This is a genomic window from Methylotenera mobilis 13 (assembly GCF_000384255.1).
Taxonomy (GTDB): Bacteria; Pseudomonadota; Gammaproteobacteria; order Burkholderiales; family Methylophilaceae; genus Methylotenera; species Methylotenera mobilis_B.
Window position 1 is genome coordinate 16,110 of the sequence record NZ_KB913035.1, and the last position, 26,059, is coordinate 42,168.

Consider the following 26,059-nt stretch of genomic DNA (forward strand, 5'->3'; position numbering starts at 1 on the left):
AGCTATTAGCACTCTAGATAAACAAACACGCTTAGTCAATCGGAGCTCGTACTGACAAGCATCCCAATTAACACAAGCGTGTAAATTTGCGTTTAATTAAAGCTTAAGCGGAAAAAGATGAACCACAACCGCAAGTTGTTTGTGCATTTGGGTTACGAATCACGAATTGTGAACCTTGTAAGCTATCTTGATAATCGATCTCTGCACCCATCAAGTACTGCAAGCTCATCGGATCAATTAACAATGTCACGCTGTCTTTTTGCACTTGCGTGTCATCGTCGTTCACTTCCTCTTCAAACGTAAAGCCGTATTGAAAACCTGAACAGCCGCCACCGCTTACAAAAACACGTAATTTAAGATCTGGTGAACCTTCCTCTTCTATTAACTCTTTCACCTTTTTAGCCGCATTATCGGTAAAAACTAAAGGTGAAGGAATGTCTAATTCCTGAACTTCTGCAACTGTACTCATGGTGTACTCCTAAAATTTCAATTAAATATCTCTACTAATATGCGACCTATCGCAATAAATTTCAATAGCAAATGCTGTATAGCTTTACTTTACTCTGCTTTATCGTCCAAATAAACCAACTTTCCCTCAATCACCGCACCTGTGTGCATTTCAAGGGTGTTGTAATAAACATCGCCAGTGACACGCGCTTTAGTTTGCAGTTCTATAAACTGCGCAGCTTTTACTGGGCCGATGACTGCGCCATTAATCACCACTTTTGAAGCCGTGATTGCACCTTCTATTCTTCCTAGCTCACTAAGGATTAGTGTGCTAGGTTGGTCATTAGGTTCAGCAACTGCACCGATGACTGTACCATCAATGCGCAAACCGCCTGAAAAATGAATATTACCTTCAACACGGGTGCCCACGCCAATCAAAGTGTCTATCGTATTTTGAACGCGATTACTTTTTTTAAAAAACATCTTAAATCCTCTAAACTTTGGTAGCTTACTTACAGACAACAACTACTCATGGGACAACAATATAAAGATAATAGCTATTATCTTTTACCGTTCATCATATTTTTATAAAAAGCTAAATCCTCTTTAATATGAATATTTTCATCTTGAACCTCACGCAGCTCTTTAGTTAAAACACTCTGTGCTGCCTGTTCAATTTGTAACTGCCGTTCTACTTGGATCACCTTTGTATTTAAAGCCTGATTATCAAGCACAGTCTGCCGTAAACTCTCGCTGCCAGTCGCAAACTGCCAATAAGCAACTAAATAGCCGACACCCATAAATAGAAACGTAGCACCTAGCTGAAAATACCACGGGCGCTTAGACCTCACTGCAACTTGTTTAGCAGTTAATCCAAAGTGACGACGTATTCTACGGCGAACTGGCTTCATTTGATCAAGGCAGCAACGGTAAAACTTCTAAACCGCTGCGCTCATCAAAATCAAACATGATATTCATATTTTGCACAGCCTGCCCAGCAGCTCCTTTTACCAAATTATCCTGTACCACCACTAAGGTTAAGTAACCCGTCGTTTGCTGTTTATGCAAGGCAATACGTAATTGGTTGGAACCACGTACTGAGCGTGTTTCTGGCAAAGCACCTGCTGGCATCACATCTACAAAACGCTCATGTTGATAACGTTGCTCATACAAAGCTTGTAAATCTACCGTGTTACCAACATCAGTCAGTTTAACGTAAATAGTTGAAAGCATGCCACGTATCATCGGTATTAAATGCGGCACAAATATCAATTGCACATCAGCACCTGCCAATTGCGTAAGGTGTGCATGAATCTCTGGGTGATGACGATGTCCAGCCACGCCATATGCCTTCATACTATCACTCGCTTCTGCAAACAAAGTAGCCACTTCGGCTTTTCTGCCGGCGCCTGAAACTCCAGACTTAGCATCCGCGACAATAGGCGCAGAAAAATCAATGTAACCTTTCTCCAGTAGAGGCGCCAACCCTAACAACACTGTTGTTGGATAACATCCAGGGTTACCAATGACTTTAGCTGATTTAATTTTCTCACGATAAAGCTCAGGTATGCCATAAACAGCATCACGCAAAACATCTGGACAGCTATGTGGCAACTTGTACCACTTTTCAAAAACACTCGTGTCTTGCAAACGAAAATCTGCTGCCAAATCAATCACTTTAACGTTAGCATCCAACAGCGCTTGTGCCTGACTCATCGCAACACCATGCGGTGTTGCAAAGAACACCACATCACATGCACTTAAATTTGCCGTTGCTGGATCAGAAAATGCTAAATCAACATAGCCACGTAAACTAGGAAACATATCAGCAACCGGTAACCCTACTTCACCTCTTGAGGTGATCACCGTTAACTCTGCATGTGGGTGCATTGCTAATAGGCGCAACAACTCAACACCCGTGTATCCTGTGCCACCAACAATCCCTATTTTAATTTTCTTAGATACCATTTTATTTAATTTATTGACCAAGTGTTCTGATTATAAGCGCTCTATCTTTTTCATCCAATAAAAAAGGCCGCCAAAGCGACCTTTTTCAAATCCAACCGCCAAATAGCGTTTAACGTATTAGCGTTTAGAGAATTGTTTACGACGACGCGCTTTACGTAGACCAACTTTTTTACGCTCAACTTCACGTGCATCACGTGTCACGAAGCCAGCGTGTGACAATGCACTTTTCAATGTAGCATCAAAATCGATCAAAGCACGTGTAATACCGTGGCGAACAGCACCAGCTTGACCAGACTCACCGCCACCGATTACGTTAACCATGATGTCGAAGCTAGCTGTGTTGTTTGTTAACTCTAATGGTTGACGCAAAATCATGCGTGATGTCACGCGTGAAAAATATTCATCAACTGGCTTGTCATTAACAATGATGTTGCCTTTACCTGATTTTAAGAATACGCGCGCTACAGAACTTTTGCGGCGACCCGTACCATAATTGTATTTACCGATCATTTTTTATCCTTAGATGGTCAATGGTTGCGGTTGTTGTGCCGCGTGGTCATGCTCACTACCTGCATAAACCTTCATTTTTTTGATCATTGCATAGCCTAAAGGACCTTTAGGCAACATGCCTTTAACCGCTTTTTCTAAAGCGCGACCTGGGAAACGATCTTGCATTTTAGAGAATGTTGTTGTGCTGATACCGCCTGGGTAACCAGAGTGGCTATGGTAAAGTTTACCATCGGCTTTATTACCAGTTACTTTTAATTTGTCGGCATTAATAACAACTATATAATCACCTGTATCAACGTGAGGCGTATAAATTGTTTTATGTTTGCCGCGTAAACGGTGTGCAACTGCGCTAGCTAGACGGCCTAGCACTAGGTCTGTGGCATCAACCACAAACCAATCGCGCTTCACTTCGTGTGATTTTGCTGAAAAGGTTTTCATTGTGTTACCAATACTATGAGCTAAAAAAATTAAGAGGCGGATTTTATGCTAAAGAAATATGTTTTGTCAAACAGTATTATACTGATGACTTAATATTTTTAAGTTTATTACCAACTTGCAACCATATGCTTTAAGAACTATATCAAACAAATGGCATCCATATATTTGTTTGGTATCCATACCAATATCTATTGGCATGAATTGTGCTTTTTATTTATGGTAAAGTAGCATTGATTCACAATAGCTTTACCGCATTAATAAGCAAGTACAAGATTCTAACAGACCAGATTAACAATGCAATCAAAATTTAGTATAACAATTTGAAAACAAACATATTTTGAGACTATTTATACCCCTTATTTTAGCCTTCTACGCCAATGCGAGCTTTGCACTCAGCTTTGGGGACGCTACGCTTAAATCATATTTGGGTGAGTCACTGATTGTTAAATTAAATGTCACTGACGTCGAGAAATCACCAGATTCCAATTGTTTTACAATCACAGACACCAATGAGACCTCTGCTTTCAGAAAAGCGTTCTCGACCTTAACGCCTTACAAAGATGGCTATCAACTCACCATCACAACACAATCTGTTATTACTGAGCCTATTCTTGGCCTGCGTGTTTCATATCATTGCAAACCCCAGCTGGACCGTGATTACGTTTTATTGTTAGACCCAGCACCTCATCATGGCGAAGCCCTGGGCAACACAAACCATGCTACTCAATCTGACGAGCTTGGCAGGCAGCCAAGTGATAGCATCGATAAACCGAATTTAGCTAGCCAACCTAACAACATTGCTAATGTTGGCTTAGCTGACAAGGCCACTGGCAAAACACTGAGCAAAGCAAAACGGAAGTCAAAAAAACGCCCAACTAGCCTATCTAATAACACTGACACAAGTAGTGCTGACGATAAATTAATGGATGCTTATATTGGCAAACAAACAAGCGCTACCAAGCAAACAACATCGTCGACTGCAACGGATAAGACTGCGGAACAAACTCCGATCCAACCGAGTAGCTCTAGCAAGCCTTATCTGAGCATTTCTGGGGGAAGCGCGACATCTAACGCGCTCAACGGGCAAGCAAACTTAGGACTAAAATTTGAAACGCAAATTGATCTTAATCGCGCACCGCCTATTGCACCTATTGATAGTGCTGAAATGATGGATGAAGTGACGGTCATGTCAAACCGATTATCGCATCTAGAAAAGCAGATTATCAGCTTGCAGGCTCAAAATATCCAATTAAGAAACGAAGCAGCCCTTGCTAAAAATGAGTTAGAGAGTCAAAAATCCGGCTGGTTTGATTACTTATTACTTGTGATTGGCGTAGGTTTGCTGATAGTTGCGCTTGAGTGGTTACGCAGAACTTGGACTGCAAGACGGTCCATGAAGCAAGAAATGAACTGGCTGAATGCTGAAGACACAGAAGCGAGCGATGATGATGAGCAGTCGCTTTCCGCAACATCAACGTTACCTTCATATAATAGCAAACAAGCCAAAAATGACAGTTTCTCGCCATCTTTTCTTGATGATCAATCATATGATGATGAAAAAATTGAACCATCTAGGCCTACTTCGTTGTCCGTCACAGAGCATGTAAGTGACGAGCATGACAGCATCATCGACAATGCTGATGTTTTTATAGAGCACGAGCGTCCATTACTAGCGATTCAATTGTTACAAAATCATTTGAACGATTTCCCCAGAGAGTCACCCAAAGTTTGGCTTAAATTGTTATCACTGATTGCCTCCGAAGGTACAGAGGCCGAATATGAGGCTGCGGTGATTGAAGCAAAAAAACACTTTAACATCAGAGTACCTCACTATTTTGATGCTAAAAATGAGGATCTCTCTTCAATCGAAGATTATTCTAATATCGTTGCCAGACTTGAGGGTGTCTGGGGCTCGCCATTTGCAGTTAAGTTTTTAAATGACTTAATTTACGACCAACATGCACAGCCGGCCGAAGGCTTCTCTGCCAACAATTTTGAAGAGTTATTTTTCCTGAAAAAGATCGCAGAACTACTGAGCACTGGCGTTTCAACAAGCCAACGTACGCTATATAGAACAGCGACTGCAACGCTCACTAGCGGAGTTGAAAGCACTCCAACGACTACTAATTTAGATAACTTGGCGTTTAACGAAGCAGCTTTTGGTGAGGATATTTCTTTTGATCAAGCGTCTCCATCTGAAATGACAGAAAAGCCAAGCAACAATGCAATCAGTGATGAAGACTTCACCGTTGCATCACTTCTTGATACACCTGAGCAGGCAAAGTTAAATAAGCCGACCAAAGAAGAGTCGTATTCACAGTTTGAGAACTCTCCTTTCCAGAAAGTACCTTCTTATGATGTAGATATGCTAGTAGACTTTGATGATCATATTGAAAATGCTGAACCTGTAGTAGAGGCGTCAATGCCGCATGATGTCGCAGACACTGTCATCGCAGAAGACATCAAGCAAGCATTTTTGGAGAAAGATGATGACTCTCACGAAGTGGCAGAAGAGTTTCACTTCCCTTTAAATGTCTACCCTGAGGAAGCAGCAGCTGAAGACATCTCCTCAACAGAAACTAATGAAAAACCAACACCGAACAAGAGCAAAGATTCCAACATTATTGAATGGGATTTGCCAAAACTAGGCTCTTAGAAACCTAGCAATCAAGACTCATTTGGCATCTCTCGATGCTCCAGATTTTATTGAATGGAAAGATTTGGTACGTTTGTATATAGCTTGTTTAATAAGCTTTTATTAAATAGTGTGCCAATAGGCCAGCAAACACAGAAAAGCCAAACCAATTATTACCCAAAAATGCTTGAAAGCATTTTGCCCTATTGCGGCCTCTGATGAGGTAATAATGATAAACCGCGACAAGACCTGCAACAACCAAACCAGCGTAATAAGGGAACGATAGTTTTAGTTGATACCCCACGGTGCCAAGTAGCAGCAACGTAGCGCCATAACATAGCATAATGGCAACAACATCAAAGCGACCAAACGTGATGGCGGAGGATTTAACCCCTATGTTCAGGTCGTCGTCTCTATCCACCATTGCATATTCAGTATCGTACGCAATTGCCCAAAATACATTCGCCAGCAAAAGCAGCCAAGCAATGGTAGGTACATGATTGTCAATCGCAGCAAATGCCATTGGGATACCAAAACCAAAAGCGACACCTAAATAAGCTTGAGGTATCGCGAAAAACCGTTTCGTCAATGGATAGGTCAGCGCTAAAAATAAGGCAAGCACGGATAACTGTATCGTCAACGTGTTCAATAAACAGACTAATCCAAACGCTATCACGCTTAACCCTAAGGCTAAGCTATAAGCTTCTTTCTTAGTGACCTCTTGATTGGGTAAAGGGCGATTTTTGGTGCGCTCAACCAATCCATCATACTGACTGTCTGCAATATCGTTCACCACACAGCCAGCACTACGCATCAGCACTGTACCTGTAACAAATATCAATACAATAATCCAGTCAGGCTTTCCACCACCCGCAATCAGTAACGCCCATAATGTTGGCCAAAGTAATAACAAAATGCCAATTGGCTTATCTAAACGCATCAGGCGCTCATAACTGTTTATTTTTTTGACGATGTCTTGTGTATTCATGGGAGAAGGATATTGGGGAGAAAAACTTCAGTGACCATAATAGTAGCGCAGTTCAGGCTGAACACCGAACGCCTAGCCCATAAGCTTGCTGGTTTAGTCGTCAAATATTTGACTGCATGATGATATAGAGTATGGTTGGGTGATAGCTTCTTATAACTTAACGTTGTGCGCTTAACTCTAGGATTGGCAAATAAGGTTGCACCAAGTGGTTTATTACCAAGTTTACCTAAACCATGCCACACACCACGCAAACTTTTTCTGGGTAGAATGCTGTGTGCAAACACCACAGGACGTTGCCCTCCATATAACAATACGTCGCGAACCAGTACAATTTTATCTGCTGACACATTGAGTGGCGCCGCTTCATCATGGATTGGCTTGAGGAAGTTAACTGTTAATGGCGCTACGTAAAAGTCTAAGTAACGCTGCTGTAGCCTAGCCGTTAACGATTGATTATTAATCAGCCAGGTGCGATATGCATGACTTAGCAATGGCTTTGCTAACCAGCGATAACGAGCTTGGGAGTTATGCTTACGAGTCTTCACAGCCAGAATTATCGCATGTTGTTAATGAATTCGACTGTCATATCGCTAGACCTTCACCAACTCACCTGCACTACTCATCCAGCGCTCTAAATGTTGCTCTACTTCTGTTGGATAGTTTTTAAGTAGCGCGTCTGCCATGGTTTTTGCAGCTTCTAGCAAATCCACATCGCGTTCTAAATCAGCAATTTTCAACATCGGCACTCCACTTTGGCGCACGCCTAGCAATTCTCCGGGCCCACGAATCTGTAAATCAGCCTGTGCAATCACAAAACCATCATTACTTTCATAAATCACTTTTAATCTGGCACGTGCGGTATCCGATAGCTTATTTTGGTATAGCAAGATACATGTACTTTTTGCCGAGCCCCTACCCACACGCCCGCGTAGCTGATGCAGCTGAGACAATCCCATCCGCTCGGCATGCTCAATCACCATCAAGCTAGCATTAGGAACATCCACACCAACCTCGATTACAGTGGTAGCAACCAGAAGTTGTAAATGCCCTGCGCTGAACTCAGCCATGACGGCCTGCTTTTCTGATGGTTTCATGCGACCATGTACTAGGCCGACTTTCAATTCAGGGAACTCGTCTTGCATCAGCGTATAAGTGTCATTGGCCGTTGCTAACTGCAATGCTTCAGACTCTTCAATCAAAGGACAGACCCAATAGGCCTGATTGCCCTGCAAGCAGGCCTCACGCACACGCTGCAAGATTTCATCACGCCTAGCATCGGAAACTATCTTTGTGACGATAGGCGAGCGGCCAGGAGGCAACTCGTCAATCACGGAAACATCAAGATCAGCGTAGTAGCTCATCGATAAGGTGCGTGGAATTGGAGTAGCAGACATCATCAACTGATGTGGCTCTGGCTGGCCTTTTTGGCGTAACGCTAAGCGCTGATGTACGCCAAATCGGTGCTGTTCATCAATAATCGCTAAGCCAAGGTTTTTAAAACGTACCGCTTCTTGAAATAAGGCATGTGTGCCAACCACTAATCTTGCCTCACCGCTAGCAATAGATTGGAGTGCAGCCTCGCGATCTTTTTTGTTTTGACTGCCAGTGAGCCACGCAATCTTGATATTTAATGGCATGAGCCAACTTAGCATCTTACGATAATGCTGCTCCGCCAATATTTCAGTAGGTGCCATTAATGCCACTTGCCAACCATTTTCTATGCATTGCAATGCAGCCATACAAGCTACTATCGTTTTGCCACTTCCTACATCGCCCTGCAATAAGCGTTGCATAGGATGCGCTTGTGTTAAATCACGTTCGATTTCTAAAGCCACTTTTTGCTGTGCGCCAGTTAAAGCAAACGGCAAGCTCTTCAGTAGAGCAGACACTAGTTGTTTGGATGGTTTAAATTGCGGAGCGCTTACACTACGCCGCCGTGCATAATGTTTACGCATGGATAACTGCTGTGCGAGTAGCTCATCAAATGCCAAACGCCGCCAATGTACTGTGATCTTGTTATCTAAAGCGCGCAGATTGACATCAGGGCTTGGGTGATGCAACGCGATGAGGCTTGCTTTGAAGCTGGGCAAGTCTAAATGTGCGTACACTTGCGCAGGTAAAGTTTCATGCATATCAGCCTGCTGCAATGCAATGCGTATCGCTTTACGCAAACTTGCCTGACCAAGCCCTGCAACTGTTGGATAAACTGGCGTTAGGGTTTCAGCCACCTCCGACTTTTCACCTACAGCCTTACAGGTAGGGTGCACCATTTCATAACCAAAAAAGCCGTTGCGTACCTCACCATAAACACGTACCTTAGCACCAACTTTAAGTGCATTGATTTGGCTAGGATAAAAATGTAAAAAACGCAACGTGAGCTGGCCACTTGCGTCTTCTAATCTGGCAATGAGTGCTTTGCGGGGCTTATAGGTGACCTCTGCATGAACAATCTCGCCCTCTACCTGCGCGGATTCTCCCATGTGCAAATCTCGAACAGCTGTCACATGCGTTTCATCAATATAGCGCAATGGCAAATGCAACAACAGGCCCTGACAGCTGGCGATACCAAGCTTAGCCAAATTGGCGATTAAAGGCTTACTGAATGCTTTAATTTGACTGAGCTGTGTCACATTGAGATGTCTAGCCAAGAATAACTACATAATTTAAATACATATCACGCCTAATTAAATTAGCGTCAATCTGAATTTACTCTTGGCAAGGATGAGAAGTTAAAGCACCATCACAGCATCAGCCTCAACTAGCGCAGCGCGTGGCAATGAAGCGACACCAACCGCAGCACGTGCTGGGTATGGTTGGCTAAAGTATTCAGCCATAATGGTATTCACTAAGGCAAAGTGAGTTAGGTCTGTCAAAAAAATATTCAGTTTAACGACATCGGCCAAACTACCACCGGCAGCCTCAGCCACCGCTTTAAGGTTTTGAAATACGCGATGAATTTGCGCTTCAATACTATCCACCATTTGCATGGTTTCCGGGTCTAGGCCAATTTGACCAGACATATAAACGGTGTTGCCTACTTTTACTGCTTGAGAATAAGTACCAATAGCTGCTGGTGCACCTTGTGTTTGAATAATTTGTTTTGTATTAGCTGTCATTTAATAACCCACTCTTTGTTAAAAAAATAATGCGTAGCAATTATTGTGCTTTTGCATTCGAATTTTTGCCATTACCGGCAACATTACCTTTAGTACGATTAATACGCACCACATCAGGAATTTTACGCAGGCCTCGCATAAGCTCGGCTAAATGCACGCGATTCTTTACTTGCACGGTAAAGTACAAGTTGGCGTAGGCGCTGCCATCAGCCTCTTCAACACTGACGTTATCAATATTTGAACCAGCATCAGCAATGCCTGAGGCGATTTGAGCCAGCATACCAGGCTGATTCGCCACCGTTAAATTCAAATTGGTTTTGAATAGACGTGAGCTTTCCGGCTCCCATTCAACATCTAACCACTTATCTGGATCTAATTTAAACTTACGCACGCTAGGGCAATCGTGCGTATGAATCACCAAGCCCTTGTCTTTATTGATAAAGCCTAAAATTGGGTCGCCTGGGATAGGTCTGCAACAAGGTGCAAATTGTACAGCCATACCCTCTGTGCCTCGAATAGTAATCGTATCCAATGAGGCGGCTGGCAACTTGGTATGCTTCTCAGCATGGTCATCAGTCATCGCTACTAACTGGTGCGCCACCATCACATTCTGACGTTTACCAAGGCCGATGTCAGAAAGTATTTCAACTTTCTTTTTAACACCATAGTCACGAATCAGTTTCTGCCAATGTTCTTCCGAAATCTGGTTAGGGTCAACATGCAGGGCACGTAATGCCTGATTAAGCATGCGTTCGCCTAAGTGAGCAGACTCCGTAGATTGCTGTGATTTCAAGAAATGTCGGATGTGTGCACGTGCGCGCCCTGTGACGACGTAATTGAGCCAAGCTGGGTTAGGTTTAGCTAATGAACCAGTAATAATTTCAACGTGATCACCGTTATGTAGCTCCGTACGCAATGGCGCTAAATCGTGGTTAATCCTAACGGCAACACAACTATTGCCAATGTCCGAATGAACAGCGTACGCAAAATCAACAGCTGTCGCCCGCTTAGGCAATGCCAAAATTGAGCCTTTAGGCGTGAACACATAGACCTCATCTGGGAACAAATCAATTTTAAGATGCTCAAGAAAATCTAATGAATCGATGCTTTCACTTTGAATATCCAGCAAGCGCTGCAACCACTGATGCGTTTGTTGCTGCAATGCAGTAAGTTGGGCATCAGTCGCTTTATAAAGCCAATGCGCAGCTACACCCGCATCTGCAATGTTATGCATATCAGCGCTACGTATCTGCACCTCTATCGGCGTGCCAAATGGACCAAATAAAGTGGTATGCAATGACTGATAGCCATTGGCTTTGGGAATCGCTATGTAATCTTTAAATTTGCTAGGTATTGGCTTATAGAGTGCATGCAAGGCACCTAGAGCAAGGTAGCAGTTAGGCAAATCTTTAACTACCACTCTAAAACCATAAATATCATAAACCTGTGAGAACGGGGTTGCCTTACTTGTCATCTTTTTATAGATGCTATAAAGATGCTTTTCGCGCCCAGACACTTCTGCTTCGATATTAAAACCACTTAACTGCTGTTTGATTGAATCTAATATTTTGCTAATGACCTCTTTACGATTGCCACGCGCGGCCATAATCGCTTTGGAAATCGCGTTGTAGCGCATAGGGTAGAGGTATTTAAAGCTTAAATCTTCTAATGCTTGGTAGACTTCATTCAGGCCTAGCCGATTGGCAATCGGCGCGTAAATATCCAGCGTTTCTTTCGCGATGATTCTCTGCTTTTCAGGTCGCATGGCTTCCAGTGTTTGCATATTGTGCAAACGATCTGCCAACTTCACTAAAATCACGCGCACATCTTGCGACATTGCCAATAACATTTTGCGGAAGTTCTCAGCTTGCGCTTGGCTAGCGCTCTGAAATTCAATTTTGTCTAGCTTAGTGACGCCATCCACCAACTCAGCCACTTGTTGGCCGAACTTCTCTTTAATATCCAGTGTGGTAATGGCGGTATCTTCTACTACATCATGTAGTAGCGCAGCAAGAATGGTAGGCACATCCATGTGCAGATCGGCCAAGATACAAGCAACGGAGACAGGGTGTGTGATGTAAGGCTCACCCGTTTTCCGGACAACGCCATCATGGGCGGCATAGGCATAGCGATAGCCATCCCAGACTTGTTCGATATCTTGAGGTTTTAAATACTGTAAAAGACGTATGCTTAAGGCCGAGTCCTTGCTGTCCGCAGGCAGCAAGGGAGCCGATGTTAACTTTGATAATTCCGCTTTAAGATTGTTTGCGGTTTTTGGCATGCTAGTTTCACTATTTGTATGAAAAAATTAATAAATGCCAAGGTCAAACAGACTAAGCATGTCCGCGCGCTAAGATTTCCACACCAATTTTGCCTGCAGCAATTTCACGCAATGCGATTACCGTTGTTTTATCGCGTGTGTTTTGCACGTTAACTTGTGGCTCTGCGCCGTTATGTAACTGACGAGCGCGATAAGCAGCCACTAGAGTTAATTGAAAGCGATTTGGGATTTTTTCTAAACAGTCATCTACCGTGATACGTGCCATGATGGTATTTCCTAATGATAAACAAAATTAATAACTAAAGACTAAACAAACGCAATGAATTATGTGAGCGCTTGAATCAAACTGGCATAACGTTGCAACTGTGCAGTGCCTACTAAGCGCTGTGCGCGGATAATAGCGCGAATGTCCTGCAACGCTACGTCAAAATAGTTGTTAATTGTAACATAATCGAACTCGCTCACATGGCGCATTTCGGCACGTGCGGCTGCAACCCGTTTAGAGATTGTCTCTTGGCTGTCTTGGCCTCTGCTATTCAAGCGCTGCTCTAGTGTCTCAATAGAAGGCGGCAACACAAAGATGCTGATTGCATTTGGAAATAAACGACGAACTTGCTCCGCGCCTTGCCAATCAATCTCTAAAATCACATCATGGCCAGCTTGTAATGGTGCATCTACGGCAGACTGCGAAGTACCATAGCGTGCGCCATGCACCTCTGCACTCTCTAAGAATTTTGCTTCGCCTAACATCTGCAAAAACATGGCATCATCTACAAAATGATAGTCGACACCATCTTGCTCACCTGGCCGCGGCTTGCGCGTGGTGTGCGAGATAGACAGTTTTAAATGCGCATCTTCAGCAAGTAATGCCTTAATCAGACTAGTTTTACCTGCGCCTGATGCTGCGGTGATGATAAAAAGATTACCTGGAACCATTCAATTAAAGCTCTCTGTTATGTTCTGAAGATTAAAATAATCTAGTGAGCTAGATTAACACCAATCCGGACTTGGTAATGCGCTAAATACGGAGCGCAATCCATCTGCCCAGCCTTGGCGGATTTGTAAGTAATACGGGTCGGTTTCTGTAATACGCTGATGACAGTCAGCATGTAGGCTATCTACCCGATAAATCAGTAAATCAATGGGTGTTGCCACAGACACATTGCTGCGAATAGTAGAATCAAAAGAAATCAGCACACACTTCACCGTCTCCATGATATCGCTGTTTTGCTGTACCACACGATCAATAATCGGCTTCCCATATTTAGTTTCACCTATCTGGAAATAAGGCGTTTCTTGTGTGGACTCAATAAAATTACCTGCGGCGTACACATTAAAGAGCCGTGGTTTCTCACCTTTAATTTGGCCGCCGACTAGAATGCTGGCATTAAAATCAATGTTATGATTTTTAAAATGCTCTCCATCGCGCTCAAAAGCCGCTCTCAACTCAGCACCTACCAGCCCTGCCGCATCAAGCAAACTACCGACATTATGTAAGTGCTTACTATCCGTCTCGTTTTTTTCAACCTTAGCCTTAAGCGCATTGACTACTGATTGCGTAATCGCGAGATTACCAGCCGTTAACAACACGATAACACGCTCGTTTTTAAGCTCAAAAATATGCATTTTAGGCGTAGAGGCCACTTGATCCACGCCTGCATTAGTACGCGTATCAGAAGCAAACACTAATCCTTGTTTCAGCAATAAACCGACACAATAAGTCATAATTTTTGTTTAATTTGGAAGAAAGGTAATCATACCATTTTGCGTAATCGCTCGCCAAAAAACTACAGCGAAGAAATACATGCCTAAACATCATTAGACATGGGCAATATGCGCTGTTTATTAAACAAAAACGAAATTTACATAAAACCAGCCGCTTCAGTCAGTTTTGCCACATTCTCTTTAGTAAAGAATCCATCAAATCCGCCATAGCGTTGTACGTATTCGATGATGAGTGAAGAATGTTCAGAAGCGTTGGAGAATATCTGCTTTAGCCCCTGCTCTTTGGAGCCAATCACATCTAACAAAAAGCCTTTACCGTTCTGCGAAATCGCATCGACGACAATATCAATATGCTCTTTTCCATGACGTTCACCATCTTTTACTGAAATTGCCATGTGGTGCAAGCGCGGGCCATAGTTCCGTACAAAAGTCTCGGTGGGTGATGGCAAGTGTTCTAAATGATTAATAAAATAGGGTGTATTGTTAGCAGTAAACACTTTTGCTGGGCTTTTAGACTCTGGTATCGCATGCGTGCTTTTTGTCACGTTAGTCGATGAGTTTTGGTCTTTAATGTTATACGCACCCCAGAAGTAATAGCTAGACCATGATAGATATTCCAAAATGGCAACTTCGCGATTTTGGCTATACACGCGCGTTGCCAGATGGTCCAGCGGTAATAGTAAGTCGCTGATACCTAGTTTATTTTGCAAAGTTTTTGCTTTTTCGTAGGCAGCTTGCGCCTCGGGTGAAATAGTACTTAGCCCTAACGAATAGACACGCATTTCATCAGGCGCCCTTTCTAAATAGGCCACAATATTATGCGTATAGGGCGAGGGTTTGCTCACAGCAAGGTTGCCAGGAAAATCTAATTTACGTACTTCATCTTGGCTGAAAAATCTGAAATCACGCGCTTTTTGCAAATCTACTACGCTATGCAAGTTACTTACACGCAGAATCTCACCCATATAACGGCTATTAGGTTTTTTAGCGCCTATCGGATAAATTTCATTCAGGCTTCTAAAAATACCGCGGATATTAGGATCTTTTACCTCACGCAATAAAATGTCTGGTGAATTTAAATCAATCCGCAATATATGCGTTAAATGCTGCTCACTTTCTAGTGTGACTAGATAATGATAAGGCGTCATGAGGGCTAACTCAGCGATATACTGAATTGCATGACCAGGATCGACTGAAATCATGAGCGCATCAATTTCATGAATCATTGCGGTTAACCCTAAGGCATCACGCTCTTCTAATAAGCGGATCAGGTTTTCTTCAAAAAATGTGGAATTTTCTTTGTCGCCATGCCGTTCAAAGGCTAGCGACTTAACAGGGCTATTCATTCGTTGACTCATGCTTTCAATTGAAATTTTGTTTATTCAACACTTTAATCACTGTTGTTGCGCGTGCTGAGATTGCTTTGCTAATGCGGCTTGAGCAAGCGACTCTCGGCTTAATTGCGCCTGCGCTAACAATTGCGCTGCATTCATTTTTCGCTGCTGACTAGCCGCCAACCCTGCCTGATTAACAATCACACTCGATGCCATGCCTTCAACACCGCCACCAGAGCGCATACCGCTAACAGGGCTGGCGCTCCTGTAATCTAGCCCTGTCGCTAGACGCACATGTGTCTCACCCGCGCGGCAACCGTTAGACACATCAAAGCTCTGCCAACCTTCACCAGCCACATACACATCAGCCCACGCATGGGTTTGCATTAAACTGCCATCTTCTGTAAACAAATATCCGCTGACATAACGCGCTGGTAGACCTATGGCACGACAACAGGCAATAAACACATGTGCGTGATCTTGACAGACACCTTGACCTAAGGAGAATGCCTCAACAGCTGACGTGGTGACTTGTGTTGCACCTTTGATATATTGCACACGCGATAATAAAGCGTGCATCATTTCTTCTAGCGCATCATTTTGGCGATGCGCTTGTTGATATTGCTTGGCAAACGTGAGCATCTCTTCACTGCTTTGCGTAAGGGGGGTATCTCGCAAATAGATAGGTAAAGGCAGTGCCAAGTGCTGCGAAACTACATCAAGCCCTGTTTCAATCTGCCCCATCGCAATAATCAGTATTTCTGTATGCGGCTCATCCACTACCAGAGTATGTGTGGTGTTTCCATAAGCATCTTCTGATGGTTGCAACTCACCATTTACCTTAATTTCCCAGTGCCTGACATGCTGACCAAAACCATGTTGTGGCGTTAAGCGTAGCTCCTGTATGGTGTAATTCACATCTTCGCTATATGCATAACGTGTGTGATGTTCGATATTGAGTAACATGTTGAGCGCCTAAATTGGGTTAAGAAATGCTTAAAAAGGTTTTATGCACTTCGACACCAAGCTTGTTGTTTGCGGTGACAAACTCACTTAAAAACTCATGCAGACCATGCTGAAAAATGTCGCGCATCTTACCAAAGCGTAACTTGGCGTGTAGCTCACCTGCCATCCTTCTGCACTCGGTTGCACGCGAGCTAGAGAGTTGCTCTAAAATTGAAGTGATTTCATCAAAACAAGCGTGTAAAGACCTTGGCATATCGCGCCTCAGCACCAATAACTCTGCGACACGCCAAGGCTCAATCGTATCACTAAATATTTTCTGATATGCCTGAAAGGCAGACACTGAACGGAGTACCGCACTCCATTCGTAATAATCGACTGCCCCACCTACCTCTTCCTGCTCTGGCAACAATAAATGGTATTTCACATCTAGTAGACGCGCCGTGTTATCGGCACGTTCAATAAAAGTACCTAAACGCACAAAACTGAATGCATCATCACGCAACATCGTGCCAAAACACACGCCTCTAAATAAATGCGAGCGTGCTTTCACCCAATCACAAAACTCACTCAAACCGCTTTGCGATAAGTCTTGACCAAAGAACTGACCAAACTCTAACCACAATGAATTGATGTTCTCCCATGTTTCAGATGTCATCGCCACCCGCACTGCGCGAGCGTTCTCTCTAGCGCTACGCAATGAGCTATAAATACTGGATGGATTATTCATATCCATCGCAAGATAATGTATAACCCCTGCGGCCGTATATTCTTGCTGTGTTTCGTTAAAATAATCACGTTCATATGCCTCAACATTACCCGATATCTCTAGCGCGGGTAGCCACAAAGCTGCTTCGCTTTCTGCGGCGTTCGGCACTAAAGACATGTTATAGGTAACATCCAGCACACGCGCCATGTTCTCTGCGCGCTCAATGTAACGCGCCATCCAATAAAGATGATCTGCCGTTCGACTTAACATACCATCTCCTCTACTTGATTGACTTTAGCCTTACTGGGTGCTTCAACCTCTTCTTCCAGCACCCAAGTATCTTTGGTGCCACCACCCTGTGACGAGTTCACCACCAGAGAGCCTTCTTTCATGGCTACACGACACAAGGCGCCTGGTACTAAAGTGCAAGTTTTTCCAGAAAGTACAAACGGCCTTAAGTCCACATGCCGTGGTGCAATGCCCTCTTCTACCAAGGTTGGGCAAGTAGAAAGTGCCAATGTAGGCTGTGCAATATAACTGGCGGGGCTAGAGATAATACGCAAGCGGAACTCGTCTAACTCCTGCTTGCTAGCCGCAGGGCCTACCAACATGCCATAACCACCAGAACCTTGCACCTCTTTCACGACCAACTCATCTAGGTGCGCTAAGGTATAAGCTAAATCATCCTCCTTGCTGAGTTCGTAGGTCGGCACGTTTTCAAGTAACGGCTCTTCACCTAAATAGAATCGAATCATGGCGGGCACATGAATATACGTCGCTTTATCATCTGCAACACCAGTACCCACGGCATTAGCCAGTGTCACGCCGCCGTTTCGATACACTGAAAGCAAGCCTGGAACACCTAGCATAGAGTTCGAATTGAACACCAGCGGATCTAGATAATCGTCATCAATGCGGCGATAAATCACATCCACACGTTGCGGCCCTTCGGTAGTGCGCATATACACGGCATTGTTACGCACAAATAAATCTTGGCCTTCCACCAGCTCAATACCCATTTGTTGCGCTAAAAACGCATGCTCAAAATAAGCACTGTTGTATGCCCCTGGCGATAACACCACTACCGTTGGTTCTTGTACATTGGTTTGTGCAACGGCACGCAGATTATTAAGCAACACTTGCGGATAATGCTCAACAGGGGCAATCGGATACTGACGGAACAGCTCAGGAAACAAGCGCATCATCATTTTGCGATCTTCTAACATATAAGACACGCCAGATGGTGTGCGTAAATTGTCTTCCAACACATAAAACTGCGATTCACTGGTACGTACCAAATCAACCCCCGCAATATGCGCATAAATTTGATTAGGCACATCCACCCCAAACATTTCTGGGCGATATTGGCTGTTCGCTAAAATGGTCGCAGGCATTATGCCTGCCTTGATAATATCCTGATCATGATAAATATCGTGCAAGAACATATTGAGCGCACGTACCCGCTGAATAGAGCCGGTAGACAAATGTCGCCATTCTTTTGCGGACAAAATCCGCGGCAACACATCAAATGGGATCAAGCGCTCAGCGCCGTCATTTTCACCATAAACATTAAAGGTAATCCCCACACGGCGAAATAACAACTCGGCTTCCATGCGCTTACTATTCAACTGATGATGCGGCACATTTTTAAGCCACTGGTGATAAGCCTTATAAATCTCACGAACGCCGTCTGGGCTACTTGCAGCGAGGTCCAATTGCATTTCATTAAAAAATTGCGGTTGTGATTTTTTCATGATGTAAGCCTTCCCTTGATAGTTAAGACTTAAGCAAGGGTCGTACCAGATAATTAATGCAAAAAAATCATAAGGTTACAAAGCACGCCAAGAATTTATAGGCGACACCGCCCATAATAGGTGCATGAATAAATGGTGGATACAGATTACGCAATATAAATGTGCGAAATTTTTATGTAAAACAATGAAGTGGTGATGAAATAAAGCCTAGCGCCTGAGAATATAGGTAGTAAGTGACTAGATTAATCAACTGAATAAGGTGTGATTGTAGCAAGCCTGCTTGTACGGACATGGTGCCCGTACAAACAAACAAACGCAAGCTAGCTAAGGTATAGCTGAGCGTTTAGATAGTGCCCAGCTTTCATGCTTTACTCAATATTTTGAATCTGCTCGCGCATTTGCTCGATCAGCACTTTAAGCTCCATGGATACTTGTGTCGTATGCACTGACACTGATTTTGAACCTAAGGTATTCGCCTCACGATTCAGTTCCTGCATCAAGAAGTCTAAGCGTTTACCAGCAGGCACATTACTATTTAAAATACGTTTCACTTCTGAGATGTGCGCCGTTAAACGGCTAAGCTCTTCATCGACATCAATACGTTGTGCGAACAGCACTAACTCTTGCGCAATACGGTCTTGATCGATGGTCTTTAAAGTTTCATGCAATTTAGTTTCGAGCTTTAACTGATACTCTTTATTCAGCTCAGGTAATAGCGGCTTCACCTTAGCCACCAAGACTTCAATTTGCTGCAATCGATCTAAAATCAACGCTTTTAACTTTTCACCCTCGCGCTGACGAGATGCGTTCAGGTCTTGCAAACCACGTTCTACTAATTGTTTTACATCTTCGATCAATGATGCTTGGCTTAACTCATCATGCATCACTACACCAGGCCAACGCAAAATGTCTGCCACACTCAATGGACGACTTTCTGGGAACAATGTCTGCGTTCTTGCTTGCAAAGCTGCCAATTGCTGCATGAGTTGCTCGTCAAGCTTAGGAGCGTGATTTGATTGCGAGCGCTGTATTAAGTGCACTTTACATTCTAGCTTTCCACGGCTTAAATGCGCAGAGAGAAGCTCTCTTATCGTAGGCTCTAAGCTTCGAAGGCTTTCATCTAATTTGAAATGCACATCCAAATAGCGGCTATTCACGGCCCTTAACTCTAATAAAAGTGTGGCATTTTCTATCGGCTGTTCTAATGCGGCAAAACCCGTCATGCTAAAAATCATATTAAGATTTTCCAATGAATAAAATAAATTGGCACCATGGTATCAAATACTGGTCATTAATCACTAAAAAATGCAATCTCACCGCTGTTTATATGTGCAAAATACTGATGTTTAATCAAAACAATCTATCAAAAAACTTTAATTTCAGTCGATTACGCGCTATATTGCTGTAGTCAATCAGGACAAAAAGTTAGCTATCATTAAAATGTAAGATTGCGCGCAAGCTGCGTATAGGTTTAATGGTAAATATCATTAAAGAAATCAACTTAAAGTGACCTCTACAAAGAATTTAACCTCAGCGAATTTAGCGTTAACGGCTGGCTACCAGTTGCATGACTATGAAATTACCAAAGTGTTAAGCTCTGGTGGCTTTAGCTTTGTCTATTTAGCGCGTGATAAAGAAAAAAATGTGGTTGCGATTAAAGAGTATCTACCTACTTCTATCGCGGTACGTGCCGATAGTGCCACGGTGCAGCCTAATGCAGAAGATATTGCTTTATTTAGGCACGGTTTGAAGTGTTTTTTTGACGAAGGTCTAGCATTGGCTAAGATTGAGCATAAAAATATCGTGCGGGTGCTTAATTTTTTCAGAGCTAATGAAACCGTCTACATGGTGATGCAATACGAGCGAGGCAAATCCTTACAGGAGTATATACTCAGCCAATCAGAACCTGTTTCTGAAAAATTTATACGCCGAGTGTTTAGCGAGCTATCGAATGGCCTGCGTGAAGTCCACACACAAAAGCTACTGCATTTAGATATCAAGCCAGCAAATATCTATATTCGGCTAGATGGCTCCCCAGTATTGTTAGACTTTGGTTCATCTCGTCAGGCACTGAGTGAGAATCAAGCTAAAATCTCACCCAGTTACACCCCTGGATTTGCACCGCCAGAGCAATATTACGATAGAAAACTTTTAGGGCCGTGGAGCGACATTTACAGTATTGGCGCCACCATGTACTCATGCTTGACACGCACATCACCACTTGCCGCTAATCAACGGATCAAAAATGATTTACTCGTGCCTGCTGTTAAAATAGGTAAAGACCATTATTCGCAAGACTTACTGCAAACCATCGATAAATGCTTAAGTCTAGATTATCTTAAACGCCCTCAAAGTGTGTTTTCACTACAAAAATCGTTGTTGGAAAACATGCCCAAGACCGATAAAAAAGCAGGCATCGTCCATAGAGTGATGAATGTTCTCAATAAATCGATATCGCTTAACAGCAATAAATCACAATGAAATTTACAATTTTCCAGAATAGCCGCCAAGGCCCTCGGCCGTACAATCAAGATCGACTCGCTTACTCATATAGCAAGGATGCATTACTTTTAGTGGTCGCAGATGGAATGGGCGGTTATCGCCACGGCGAGGTGGCGGCACAACTTGCTGTTACTACCATGACAGATGCTTTTCAACGGCTAGCCATGCCTTCGCTATCTAGCCCGGCCAAGTTCTTAACCGATCATATTCAGCAAGTGCACGATATGATCGACCAGATTACACAAGAGCGAGAGATGTTGGAAGCACCGCGCACTACCATTGTGGCGGCAATCGTTCAACGCGGCATGCTGTATTGCGCCCATGTAGGCGACTCACGGCTTTATCATTTCCGCGATGGTCATTTACTCTATCGTACCGAAGATCACTCGGTGGTGCAGTCTTTATACAATCGTGGCATGATCGATAAAAGTGACATGTCAACGCATCCATACCGACATAAAGTTTATAGCTGTCTAGGTGGCGACGTGCCGCCAAAAATCACGCTGTCAGACAGACAAGAACTGTTAGAGGGTGACACAGTACTGCTCTGTACAGATGGCGTATGGGGTGCAATTACTGACGAACAAATCAAACACTTGTTGAATGGTCCTTCAATTTCAGACAACGTAACACTGTTACTTGATGAAGCCGAGGAAATCAGTAAAGAACAAGGCGATAATATGAGCGCAATTGGCTTGCAATGGGGCGACAAACTTCATAGCCAATTAGCAGTCTCAACCATTACTATGCCGATGGGCTCAACTACCACTATCATGAACCCCATCACGCGTCCGAACAACCCAGAAAACCTTGATCTTTCTGATGATGACATCGAAAGAACCATCGCAGAAATTCAGCAAGCACTACGCAAAACCAAACGCGTTTAAATATTTATACACTACTAGAAATCCAGGATTTACATCATGCAAGATAACATTAGACCAAGCCAACGCGCTTGCGACCAACTTAGACCTGTTGAAATCATCCGCCAATACACCAAACATGCAGAAGGCTCCGTCATGGTTAAATTTGGCGATACACACGTGTTATGCACAGCCAGTGTGGAGGAGAAGGTACCAGGCTTTTTAAAAGGCAAAGGTCAAGGTTGGGTCACGGCAGAATATGGCATGTTGCCACGCTCAACTGGCAGCCGCATGGACAGAGAAGCAGCACGTGGCAAGCAGTCTGGCCGTACCCAAGAAATTCAGCGACTAATCGGCCGTTCTTTACGTGCGATTATTGATTTAGAGAAACTGGGCGAACGTAGCATTCAAATTGATTGCGACGTGATTCAGGCCGATGGCGGCACCCGCACTGCCAGTATCACGGGCGCTTACGTTGCGTTACATGATGCGATTTCATTTTTGTTAAAAAGCGGTAAAATCAACGAATCACCATTAAAAGACGCTGTGGCTGCCATTTCTGTGGGTGTTTATAAAGGCACCCCAGTACTAGACCTAGACTACATTGAAGACTCTGACTGCGATACAGACATGAACGTGGTCATGACTGGCAAAGGCGGCTTTGTGGAAATTCAGGGCACCGCAGAAGGCGAACCTTTTGAACGTGATGCGATGAATGCTATGCTTGATTTAGCAGCACACGGTATTCAACAATTGATTATTGAACAAAACAAAGCACTCGGTTAAACACATGGCGCTACCATTTAATCAACTTGTGATTGCCACTGGCAACAAAGGCAAATTACGAGAAATTCAGCACTTACTTGGCTCACTAGAGCTTGAGATCATTCCGCAATCAACGCTCAATGTAACAGAGTGTGAAGAACCATTCTGCACCTTTATAGAAAATGCCTTGGCCAAAGCCAGACATGCCAGCAAACATACAGGCTTACCAGCGTTGGCGGATGATTCTGGCCTATGTGTTGATGCCTTACTCGGCGCACCTGGTGTACGTTCAGCCAGATACGCAGAAGCAGATGCACTTTCTACGCTTAGCCAAGATGCCCGTAACAACCTGAAATTACTAGATGCGTTACAGAACGAAACCAATCGTCATGCCCATTTCTATTGCGTCATGGTGCTGGTGCGTCATGAGCACGATCCTGAGCCTATCATTGCAGAAGGCCAATGGATTGGAGAGATTTTAAGTGAACTGCGTGGCACAGATGGCTTTGGTTACGACCCTTTGTTTTTAGATGCAAAAACTGACAAAACTGTGGCCGAACTGCCATTAGACATTAAAAGCCGTATTAGTCACCGCGGCCATGCCATGGTAAAACTGCTACAAAAGTTAGAAAGGCTCAGTCATGACTAAGCCAGAGCAAGCATGGCCTAAATGGTTACGGGATGATGGCAGCGTTGTCTCATGCACAGAAAAAGTAAAAGTGATGACTGAAAACTTTGATGAACTAAAGCAAATTGCGCAAGATGCGCTTGAAGATGGTTTACTCATGGAAGTATCAGAGCAACAAATGCGTGATGCACTCCATCAATTAGTCGATGCGCTCATCAACCCTTATCAAAAGTAATGCTGTACTTAAAAGAAACTTCCATTTAGAGAAGTTTCCATTCAAGGTGATTTTCCATTAAAAAGATTATTGAAATTAAAGCGGCTAGCGAGTTCAAGCCTCAATTAATTAACACCGTAGCGCCGCTAGCTGGCGCCGCAACCCTTTCTGGCTTAAGTAATCCGCCACCGCTTTCTTTATACATCCATATCCCTTGGTGTGTGCAGAAATGTCCTTATTGTGACTTTAACTCACACGAAAGTCGCCATAAAAACGGCGAACTCCCCGAAGCCGCCTACGTAGAAGCGCTCATTAAAGACCTAGAACTTGCTACGCCAAAAGTGTGGGGCAGAAAAATCAAAAGCATATTCTTTGGTGGTGGCACACCAAGCTTATTTTCACCTGAAGCGATTGATACCATTTTAAGCCAGGTTCGCGCACTGACGCCCTTGGAATACGATGCAGAAATCACGCTTGAAGCCAACCCAGGCACAGTGGACATAGCCAACTTCGCTGGTTATAAACAAGCAGGCGTTAATCGGCTGTCGCTAGGCATACAAAGCTTCAATGCTGGCTATTTAAAAGCGTTGGGGCGGATTCATGATGACAAACAAGCGATTTATGCAGCAGAGTTAGCACTTACTACCTTTGATCGCGTTAACCTAGATGTGATGTATGGCCTACCCAACCAATCACTAGCGGATGCTTTAGCCGATGCAAAGCAGGCCGTTGCCCTCAACCCCGACCACCTCTCTTTTTATCATTTAACCCTAGAGCCCAATACTCCGTTTTATCATACGCCACCGAGCCTGCCCGATGATGACACCAGCGCTGAAATGCAAATCGAGATTGAAAACTTATTGGCTCAACATAGTTACGAACATTACGAAACCTCCGCATTTGCCAAAAAGGGCAAACAAGCTAGACACAATCTTAATTACTGGCAGTTTGGCGATTACCTAGGCATTGGCGCAGGCGCCCACAGCAAATTAAGCTACCACGATAAAATCACCAGAGAAACTCGTCCCAAACACCCTAAAGCCTATATGGAGCAGGCGATTCAGGGCAACCCTGTTGAGCGTGAGTCTGTTATTAGCCGAGATGCGCTAGGGTTTGAGTTTATGATGAATGCGCTCAGGCTAACTGACGGGGTGCCAATAGGCTTATTTCAACAGCACACTGGGCTTAACCTCATGTCTCTACAGCCAGCCATCAAGCAAGCACAAGCTAAGCAACTGCTGATTATTCAAGATGGCTATATGAAGCCCACGCTATTGGGTCAGCGCTATTTAAACGAATTACTAACGCTTTTCTTAAATGATGAGTAAAAAAACTAACCTCGTCTCTAGCCACCCTAATAAAAATCATCTGTTAGTTCACTGAAGCCTATCTAAATCAAATTTTTTACAGCCAAAAGCGACAATATTGAAATCACTAAAGCTAACACTGAGCACATCAACGCTAGATTGGCCCTTACTTGACCGGAATGCTGAACTGTAGCACTCTCAACATCTGCTCTTGGTAGCAATGACCCTCCCTTAGCATTTGTTGGGTCATCTGCATAAAACAATTCATCCAAAAACTTACTGACCGTTTCTTCTGAAAACAAATATGGATCAAAACGCTCAAACCCATTTGCTTTAAGAAAACGTCCAATCTTTGCGTCAATCGGTGCAAACTTCATTGCCCAATCAGCAAACGATAGTTGATTAATATATTTCTTCGAAACCACTTTTAAATCTTGATGGCGTGGGTCTGCCTCTAATTTACTCATGAGCTGGTTAATCGTTGCCTCATCGCCTTCAAGACATTGAAAGAACACTCCATCACCAAAATACAATACACCCACTAAGCCATTTTTACGATTGTTGATTCTAGACTTTGCCAGAATTCTTGCGACGTTTGGCTCAATTTTGTTCAATGAATCAGTTGAATTAAATGTAGAACGGCTAATATAAATGATCTGCAAAAGTGTGCTCATCGTGGTTATTTCACTCTTATGATTAAGTTATTCAATTGTATAAAGACCAATCATCATGTTCAGTTGTTCAAAAATATAAATGATTATTTAAAATTATTGCGATTAGGATTTAGTCACCATCGCATTTTCAACAAATAATATTCCGCTGAGCATCGGTATCAGAGGTAAACACCCCCATTACCCCCACATAATCCATGGCATATATATTGCTTTGTATGAAATACAAAAAATTACAACC

27 protein-coding genes are annotated in these 26,059 nt (G+C 43.5%); 7 read left to right on the forward strand and 20 right to left on the reverse strand.

From position 1 onward, the window contains the following. Positions 1-103 precede the first annotated feature (103 nt). The 6 genes from erpA to rplM all read right to left on the reverse strand — a co-directional run bounded on the left by erpA (position 104) and on the right by rplM (position 3,363). Entirely contained in the window at positions 104-469 is a 366-nt protein-coding gene (erpA, locus tag A391_RS0100075) for an iron-sulfur cluster insertion protein ErpA (protein WP_019896533.1), read from the reverse strand. 89 nt (positions 470-558) lie between these two features. After that, positions 559-930, reverse strand: a complete 372-nt coding sequence (locus A391_RS0100080; protein ID WP_019896534.1) for a bactofilin family protein — start codon at positions 928-930, stop codon at positions 559-561. Between the two features lie 77 nt (positions 931-1,007). Further along, positions 1,008-1,358, reverse strand: coding sequence for a DUF6776 family protein (locus A391_RS0100085; protein ID WP_019896535.1), 351 nt, complete (start codon positions 1,356-1,358; stop codon positions 1,008-1,010). A gap of 4 nt (positions 1,359-1,362) precedes the next feature. Beyond that, positions 1,363-2,415, reverse strand: a complete 1,053-nt coding sequence (gene argC / locus A391_RS0100090) for an N-acetyl-gamma-glutamyl-phosphate reductase (protein WP_029143899.1) — start codon at positions 2,413-2,415, stop codon at positions 1,363-1,365. A 117-nt stretch (positions 2,416-2,532) separates the two neighbouring features. Further along, positions 2,533-2,925, reverse strand: a complete 393-nt coding sequence (gene rpsI / locus A391_RS0100095; protein WP_019896537.1) for a 30S ribosomal protein S9 — start codon at positions 2,923-2,925, stop codon at positions 2,533-2,535. A 9-nt stretch (positions 2,926-2,934) separates the two neighbouring features. Next, entirely contained in the window at positions 2,935-3,363 is a 429-nt protein-coding gene (gene rplM, locus A391_RS0100100; RefSeq protein WP_019896538.1) for a 50S ribosomal protein L13, read from the reverse strand. 337 nt (positions 3,364-3,700) lie between these two features. Between rplM and A391_RS0100105 the strand changes: the two genes are divergently transcribed. Continuing rightward, positions 3,701-6,019 carry a type IV pilus assembly protein FimV gene (locus A391_RS0100105; protein WP_019896539.1) on the forward strand — a complete coding sequence of 773 codons (2,319 nt, stop codon included), beginning with the start codon at positions 3,701-3,703 and terminating at the stop codon, positions 6,017-6,019. Between the two features lie 88 nt (positions 6,020-6,107). Here A391_RS0100105 and ubiA read toward each other — a convergent pair whose 3' ends face one another. The 13 genes from ubiA to A391_RS0100170 form a co-directional block, all read right to left on the reverse strand. Continuing rightward, entirely contained in the window at positions 6,108-6,986 is an 879-nt protein-coding gene (ubiA, locus tag A391_RS0100110; RefSeq protein WP_019896540.1) for a 4-hydroxybenzoate octaprenyltransferase, read from the reverse strand. Then, complete coding sequence (locus tag A391_RS0100115; protein WP_019896541.1) at positions 6,983-7,531, reverse strand: chorismate--pyruvate lyase family protein; 549 nt, start codon at positions 7,529-7,531, stop codon at positions 6,983-6,985. The genes ubiA and A391_RS0100115 overlap by 4 nt, the downstream gene beginning before the upstream one ends. Positions 7,532-7,576: 45 nt before the next feature. Continuing rightward, positions 7,577-9,616, reverse strand: a complete 2,040-nt coding sequence (gene recG, locus A391_RS0100120; RefSeq protein ID WP_029143900.1) for an ATP-dependent DNA helicase RecG — start codon at positions 9,614-9,616, stop codon at positions 7,577-7,579. Between the two features lie 99 nt (positions 9,617-9,715). Then, complete coding sequence (locus A391_RS0100125; protein ID WP_019896544.1) at positions 9,716-10,102, reverse strand: RidA family protein; 387 nt, start codon at positions 10,100-10,102, stop codon at positions 9,716-9,718. Between the two features lie 40 nt (positions 10,103-10,142). After that, positions 10,143-12,383, reverse strand: a complete 2,241-nt coding sequence (locus A391_RS0100130; protein WP_019896546.1) for a RelA/SpoT family protein — start codon at positions 12,381-12,383, stop codon at positions 10,143-10,145. A 52-nt stretch (positions 12,384-12,435) separates the two neighbouring features. Continuing rightward, the gene (gene rpoZ / locus A391_RS0100135) at positions 12,436-12,648 is read right to left on the reverse strand and encodes a DNA-directed RNA polymerase subunit omega (protein WP_019896547.1); all 213 of its coding nucleotides are present in this window, start codon (positions 12,646-12,648) and stop codon (positions 12,436-12,438) included. Positions 12,649-12,707: 59 nt separating this feature from the next. Further along, on the reverse strand, positions 12,708-13,319 hold the full coding sequence (gene gmk, locus A391_RS0100140) for a guanylate kinase (protein ID WP_019896548.1): 612 nt from the start codon (positions 13,317-13,319) through the stop codon (positions 12,708-12,710). A gap of 54 nt (positions 13,320-13,373) precedes the next feature. Then, complete coding sequence (locus A391_RS0100145) at positions 13,374-14,108, reverse strand: proteasome-type protease (RefSeq protein ID WP_019896549.1); 735 nt, start codon at positions 14,106-14,108, stop codon at positions 13,374-13,376. Positions 14,109-14,245: 137 nt separating this feature from the next. Beyond that, complete coding sequence (locus A391_RS0100150) at positions 14,246-15,454, reverse strand: hypothetical protein (protein WP_019896550.1); 1,209 nt, start codon at positions 15,452-15,454, stop codon at positions 14,246-14,248. Positions 15,455-15,502: 48 nt separating this feature from the next. After that, a complete protein-coding gene (locus A391_RS0100155; RefSeq protein ID WP_019896551.1) occupies positions 15,503-16,408 on the reverse strand; it encodes a transglutaminase family protein in 906 nt (301 codons plus the stop codon). A gap of 19 nt (positions 16,409-16,427) precedes the next feature. Further along, complete coding sequence (locus A391_RS0100160; protein ID WP_019896552.1) at positions 16,428-17,384, reverse strand: alpha-E domain-containing protein; 957 nt, start codon at positions 17,382-17,384, stop codon at positions 16,428-16,430. Then, positions 17,378-18,868 (reverse strand): circularly permuted type 2 ATP-grasp protein, encoded by a 1,491-nt coding sequence (locus tag A391_RS0100165; RefSeq protein ID WP_019896553.1) that lies wholly within the window; start codon positions 18,866-18,868, stop codon positions 17,378-17,380. The genes A391_RS0100160 and A391_RS0100165 overlap by 7 nt, the downstream gene beginning before the upstream one ends. Before the next feature lie 368 nt (positions 18,869-19,236). After that, positions 19,237-20,103, reverse strand: a complete 867-nt coding sequence (locus A391_RS0100170; RefSeq protein ID WP_019896554.1) for a YicC/YloC family endoribonuclease — start codon at positions 20,101-20,103, stop codon at positions 19,237-19,239. 271 nt (positions 20,104-20,374) lie between these two features. Between A391_RS0100170 and A391_RS0100175 the strand changes: the two genes are divergently transcribed. The 6 genes from A391_RS0100175 (at position 20,375) to hemW (ending at position 25,168) form a co-directional block, all read left to right on the forward strand. Further along, positions 20,375-21,349 carry a serine/threonine protein kinase gene (locus A391_RS0100175; RefSeq protein WP_019896555.1) on the forward strand — a complete coding sequence of 325 codons (975 nt, stop codon included), beginning with the start codon at positions 20,375-20,377 and terminating at the stop codon, positions 21,347-21,349. After that, the gene (locus A391_RS0100180; RefSeq protein WP_019896556.1) at positions 21,346-22,257 is read left to right on the forward strand and encodes a PP2C family protein-serine/threonine phosphatase; all 912 of its coding nucleotides are present in this window, start codon (positions 21,346-21,348) and stop codon (positions 22,255-22,257) included. The genes A391_RS0100175 and A391_RS0100180 overlap by 4 nt, the downstream gene beginning before the upstream one ends. A 36-nt stretch (positions 22,258-22,293) precedes the next feature. Beyond that, a complete protein-coding gene (gene rph / locus A391_RS0100185; protein ID WP_019896557.1) occupies positions 22,294-23,019 on the forward strand; it encodes a ribonuclease PH in 726 nt (241 codons plus the stop codon). Positions 23,020-23,023: 4 nt separating this feature from the next. Then, positions 23,024-23,647, forward strand: coding sequence for an RdgB/HAM1 family non-canonical purine NTP pyrophosphatase (gene rdgB, locus A391_RS0100190; RefSeq protein ID WP_019896558.1), 624 nt, complete (start codon positions 23,024-23,026; stop codon positions 23,645-23,647). Then, positions 23,640-23,861, forward strand: a complete 222-nt coding sequence (locus tag A391_RS0100195) for a hypothetical protein (protein WP_019896560.1) — start codon at positions 23,640-23,642, stop codon at positions 23,859-23,861. The genes rdgB and A391_RS0100195 overlap by 8 nt, the downstream gene beginning before the upstream one ends. Positions 23,862-23,968: 107 nt before the next feature. Beyond that, complete coding sequence (hemW, locus tag A391_RS0100205; protein WP_029143902.1) at positions 23,969-25,168, forward strand: radical SAM family heme chaperone HemW; 1,200 nt, start codon at positions 23,969-23,971, stop codon at positions 25,166-25,168. Positions 25,169-25,230: 62 nt separating this feature from the next. Here the strand turns inward: hemW and A391_RS0100210 are convergent, their stop codons facing one another. After that, entirely contained in the window at positions 25,231-25,821 is a 591-nt protein-coding gene (locus A391_RS0100210; protein ID WP_019896562.1) for a BLUF domain-containing protein, read from the reverse strand. Between the last annotated feature and the right edge of the window lie 238 nt (positions 25,822-26,059).

Bases quoted from the DNA above. Each gene is read 5' to 3' on its own strand.
- A391_RS0100085 (WP_019896535.1), bottom strand. From the start codon at position 1,358: ATGAAGCCAGTTCGCCGTAGAATACGTCGTCACTTTGGATTAACTGCT.
- rph (WP_019896557.1), top strand. From the start codon at position 22,294: ATGCAAGATAACATTAGACCAAGCCAACGCGCTTGCGACCAACTTAGA.
- A391_RS0100170 (WP_019896554.1), bottom strand. From the start codon at position 20,103: ATGATTTTTAGCATGACGGGTTTTGCCGCATTAGAACAGCCGATAGAA.
- A391_RS0100080 (WP_019896534.1), bottom strand. From the start codon at position 930: ATGTTTTTTAAAAAAAGTAATCGCGTTCAAAATACGATAGACACTTTG.
- A391_RS0100125 (WP_019896544.1), bottom strand. From the start codon at position 10,102: ATGACAGCTAATACAAAACAAATTATTCAAACACAAGGTGCACCAGCA.
- A391_RS0100195 (WP_019896560.1), top strand. From the start codon at position 23,640: ATGACTAAGCCAGAGCAAGCATGGCCTAAATGGTTACGGGATGATGGC.
- erpA (WP_019896533.1), bottom strand. From the start codon at position 469: ATGAGTACAGTTGCAGAAGTTCAGGAATTAGACATTCCTTCACCTTTA.
- A391_RS0100210 (WP_019896562.1), bottom strand. From the start codon at position 25,821: ATGAGCACACTTTTGCAGATCATTTATATTAGCCGTTCTACATTTAAT.
- rpoZ (WP_019896547.1), bottom strand. From the start codon at position 12,648: ATGGCACGTATCACGGTAGATGACTGTTTAGAAAAAATCCCAAATCGC.
- gmk (WP_019896548.1), bottom strand. From the start codon at position 13,319: ATGGTTCCAGGTAATCTTTTTATCATCACCGCAGCATCAGGCGCAGGT.
- A391_RS0100150 (WP_019896550.1), bottom strand. From the start codon at position 15,454: ATGAATAGCCCTGTTAAGTCGCTAGCCTTTGAACGGCATGGCGACAAA.
- rplM (WP_019896538.1), bottom strand. From the start codon at position 3,363: ATGAAAACCTTTTCAGCAAAATCACACGAAGTGAAGCGCGATTGGTTT.
- A391_RS0100130 (WP_019896546.1), bottom strand. From the start codon at position 12,383: ATGCCAAAAACCGCAAACAATCTTAAAGCGGAATTATCAAAGTTAACA.
- A391_RS0100145 (WP_019896549.1), bottom strand. From the start codon at position 14,108: ATGACTTATTGTGTCGGTTTATTGCTGAAACAAGGATTAGTGTTTGCT.
- rdgB (WP_019896558.1), top strand. From the start codon at position 23,024: ATGGCGCTACCATTTAATCAACTTGTGATTGCCACTGGCAACAAAGGC.
- A391_RS0100155 (WP_019896551.1), bottom strand. From the start codon at position 16,408: ATGTTACTCAATATCGAACATCACACACGTTATGCATATAGCGAAGAT.
- ubiA (WP_019896540.1), bottom strand. From the start codon at position 6,986: ATGAATACACAAGACATCGTCAAAAAAATAAACAGTTATGAGCGCCTG.
- A391_RS0100165 (WP_019896553.1), bottom strand. From the start codon at position 18,868: ATGAAAAAATCACAACCGCAATTTTTTAATGAAATGCAATTGGACCTC.
- A391_RS0100160 (WP_019896552.1), bottom strand. From the start codon at position 17,384: ATGTTAAGTCGAACGGCAGATCATCTTTATTGGATGGCGCGTTACATT.
- argC (WP_029143899.1), bottom strand. From the start codon at position 2,415: ATGGTATCTAAGAAAATTAAAATAGGGATTGTTGGTGGCACAGGATAC.
- A391_RS0100180 (WP_019896556.1), top strand. From the start codon at position 21,346: ATGAAATTTACAATTTTCCAGAATAGCCGCCAAGGCCCTCGGCCGTAC.
- rpsI (WP_019896537.1), bottom strand. From the start codon at position 2,925: ATGATCGGTAAATACAATTATGGTACGGGTCGCCGCAAAAGTTCTGTA.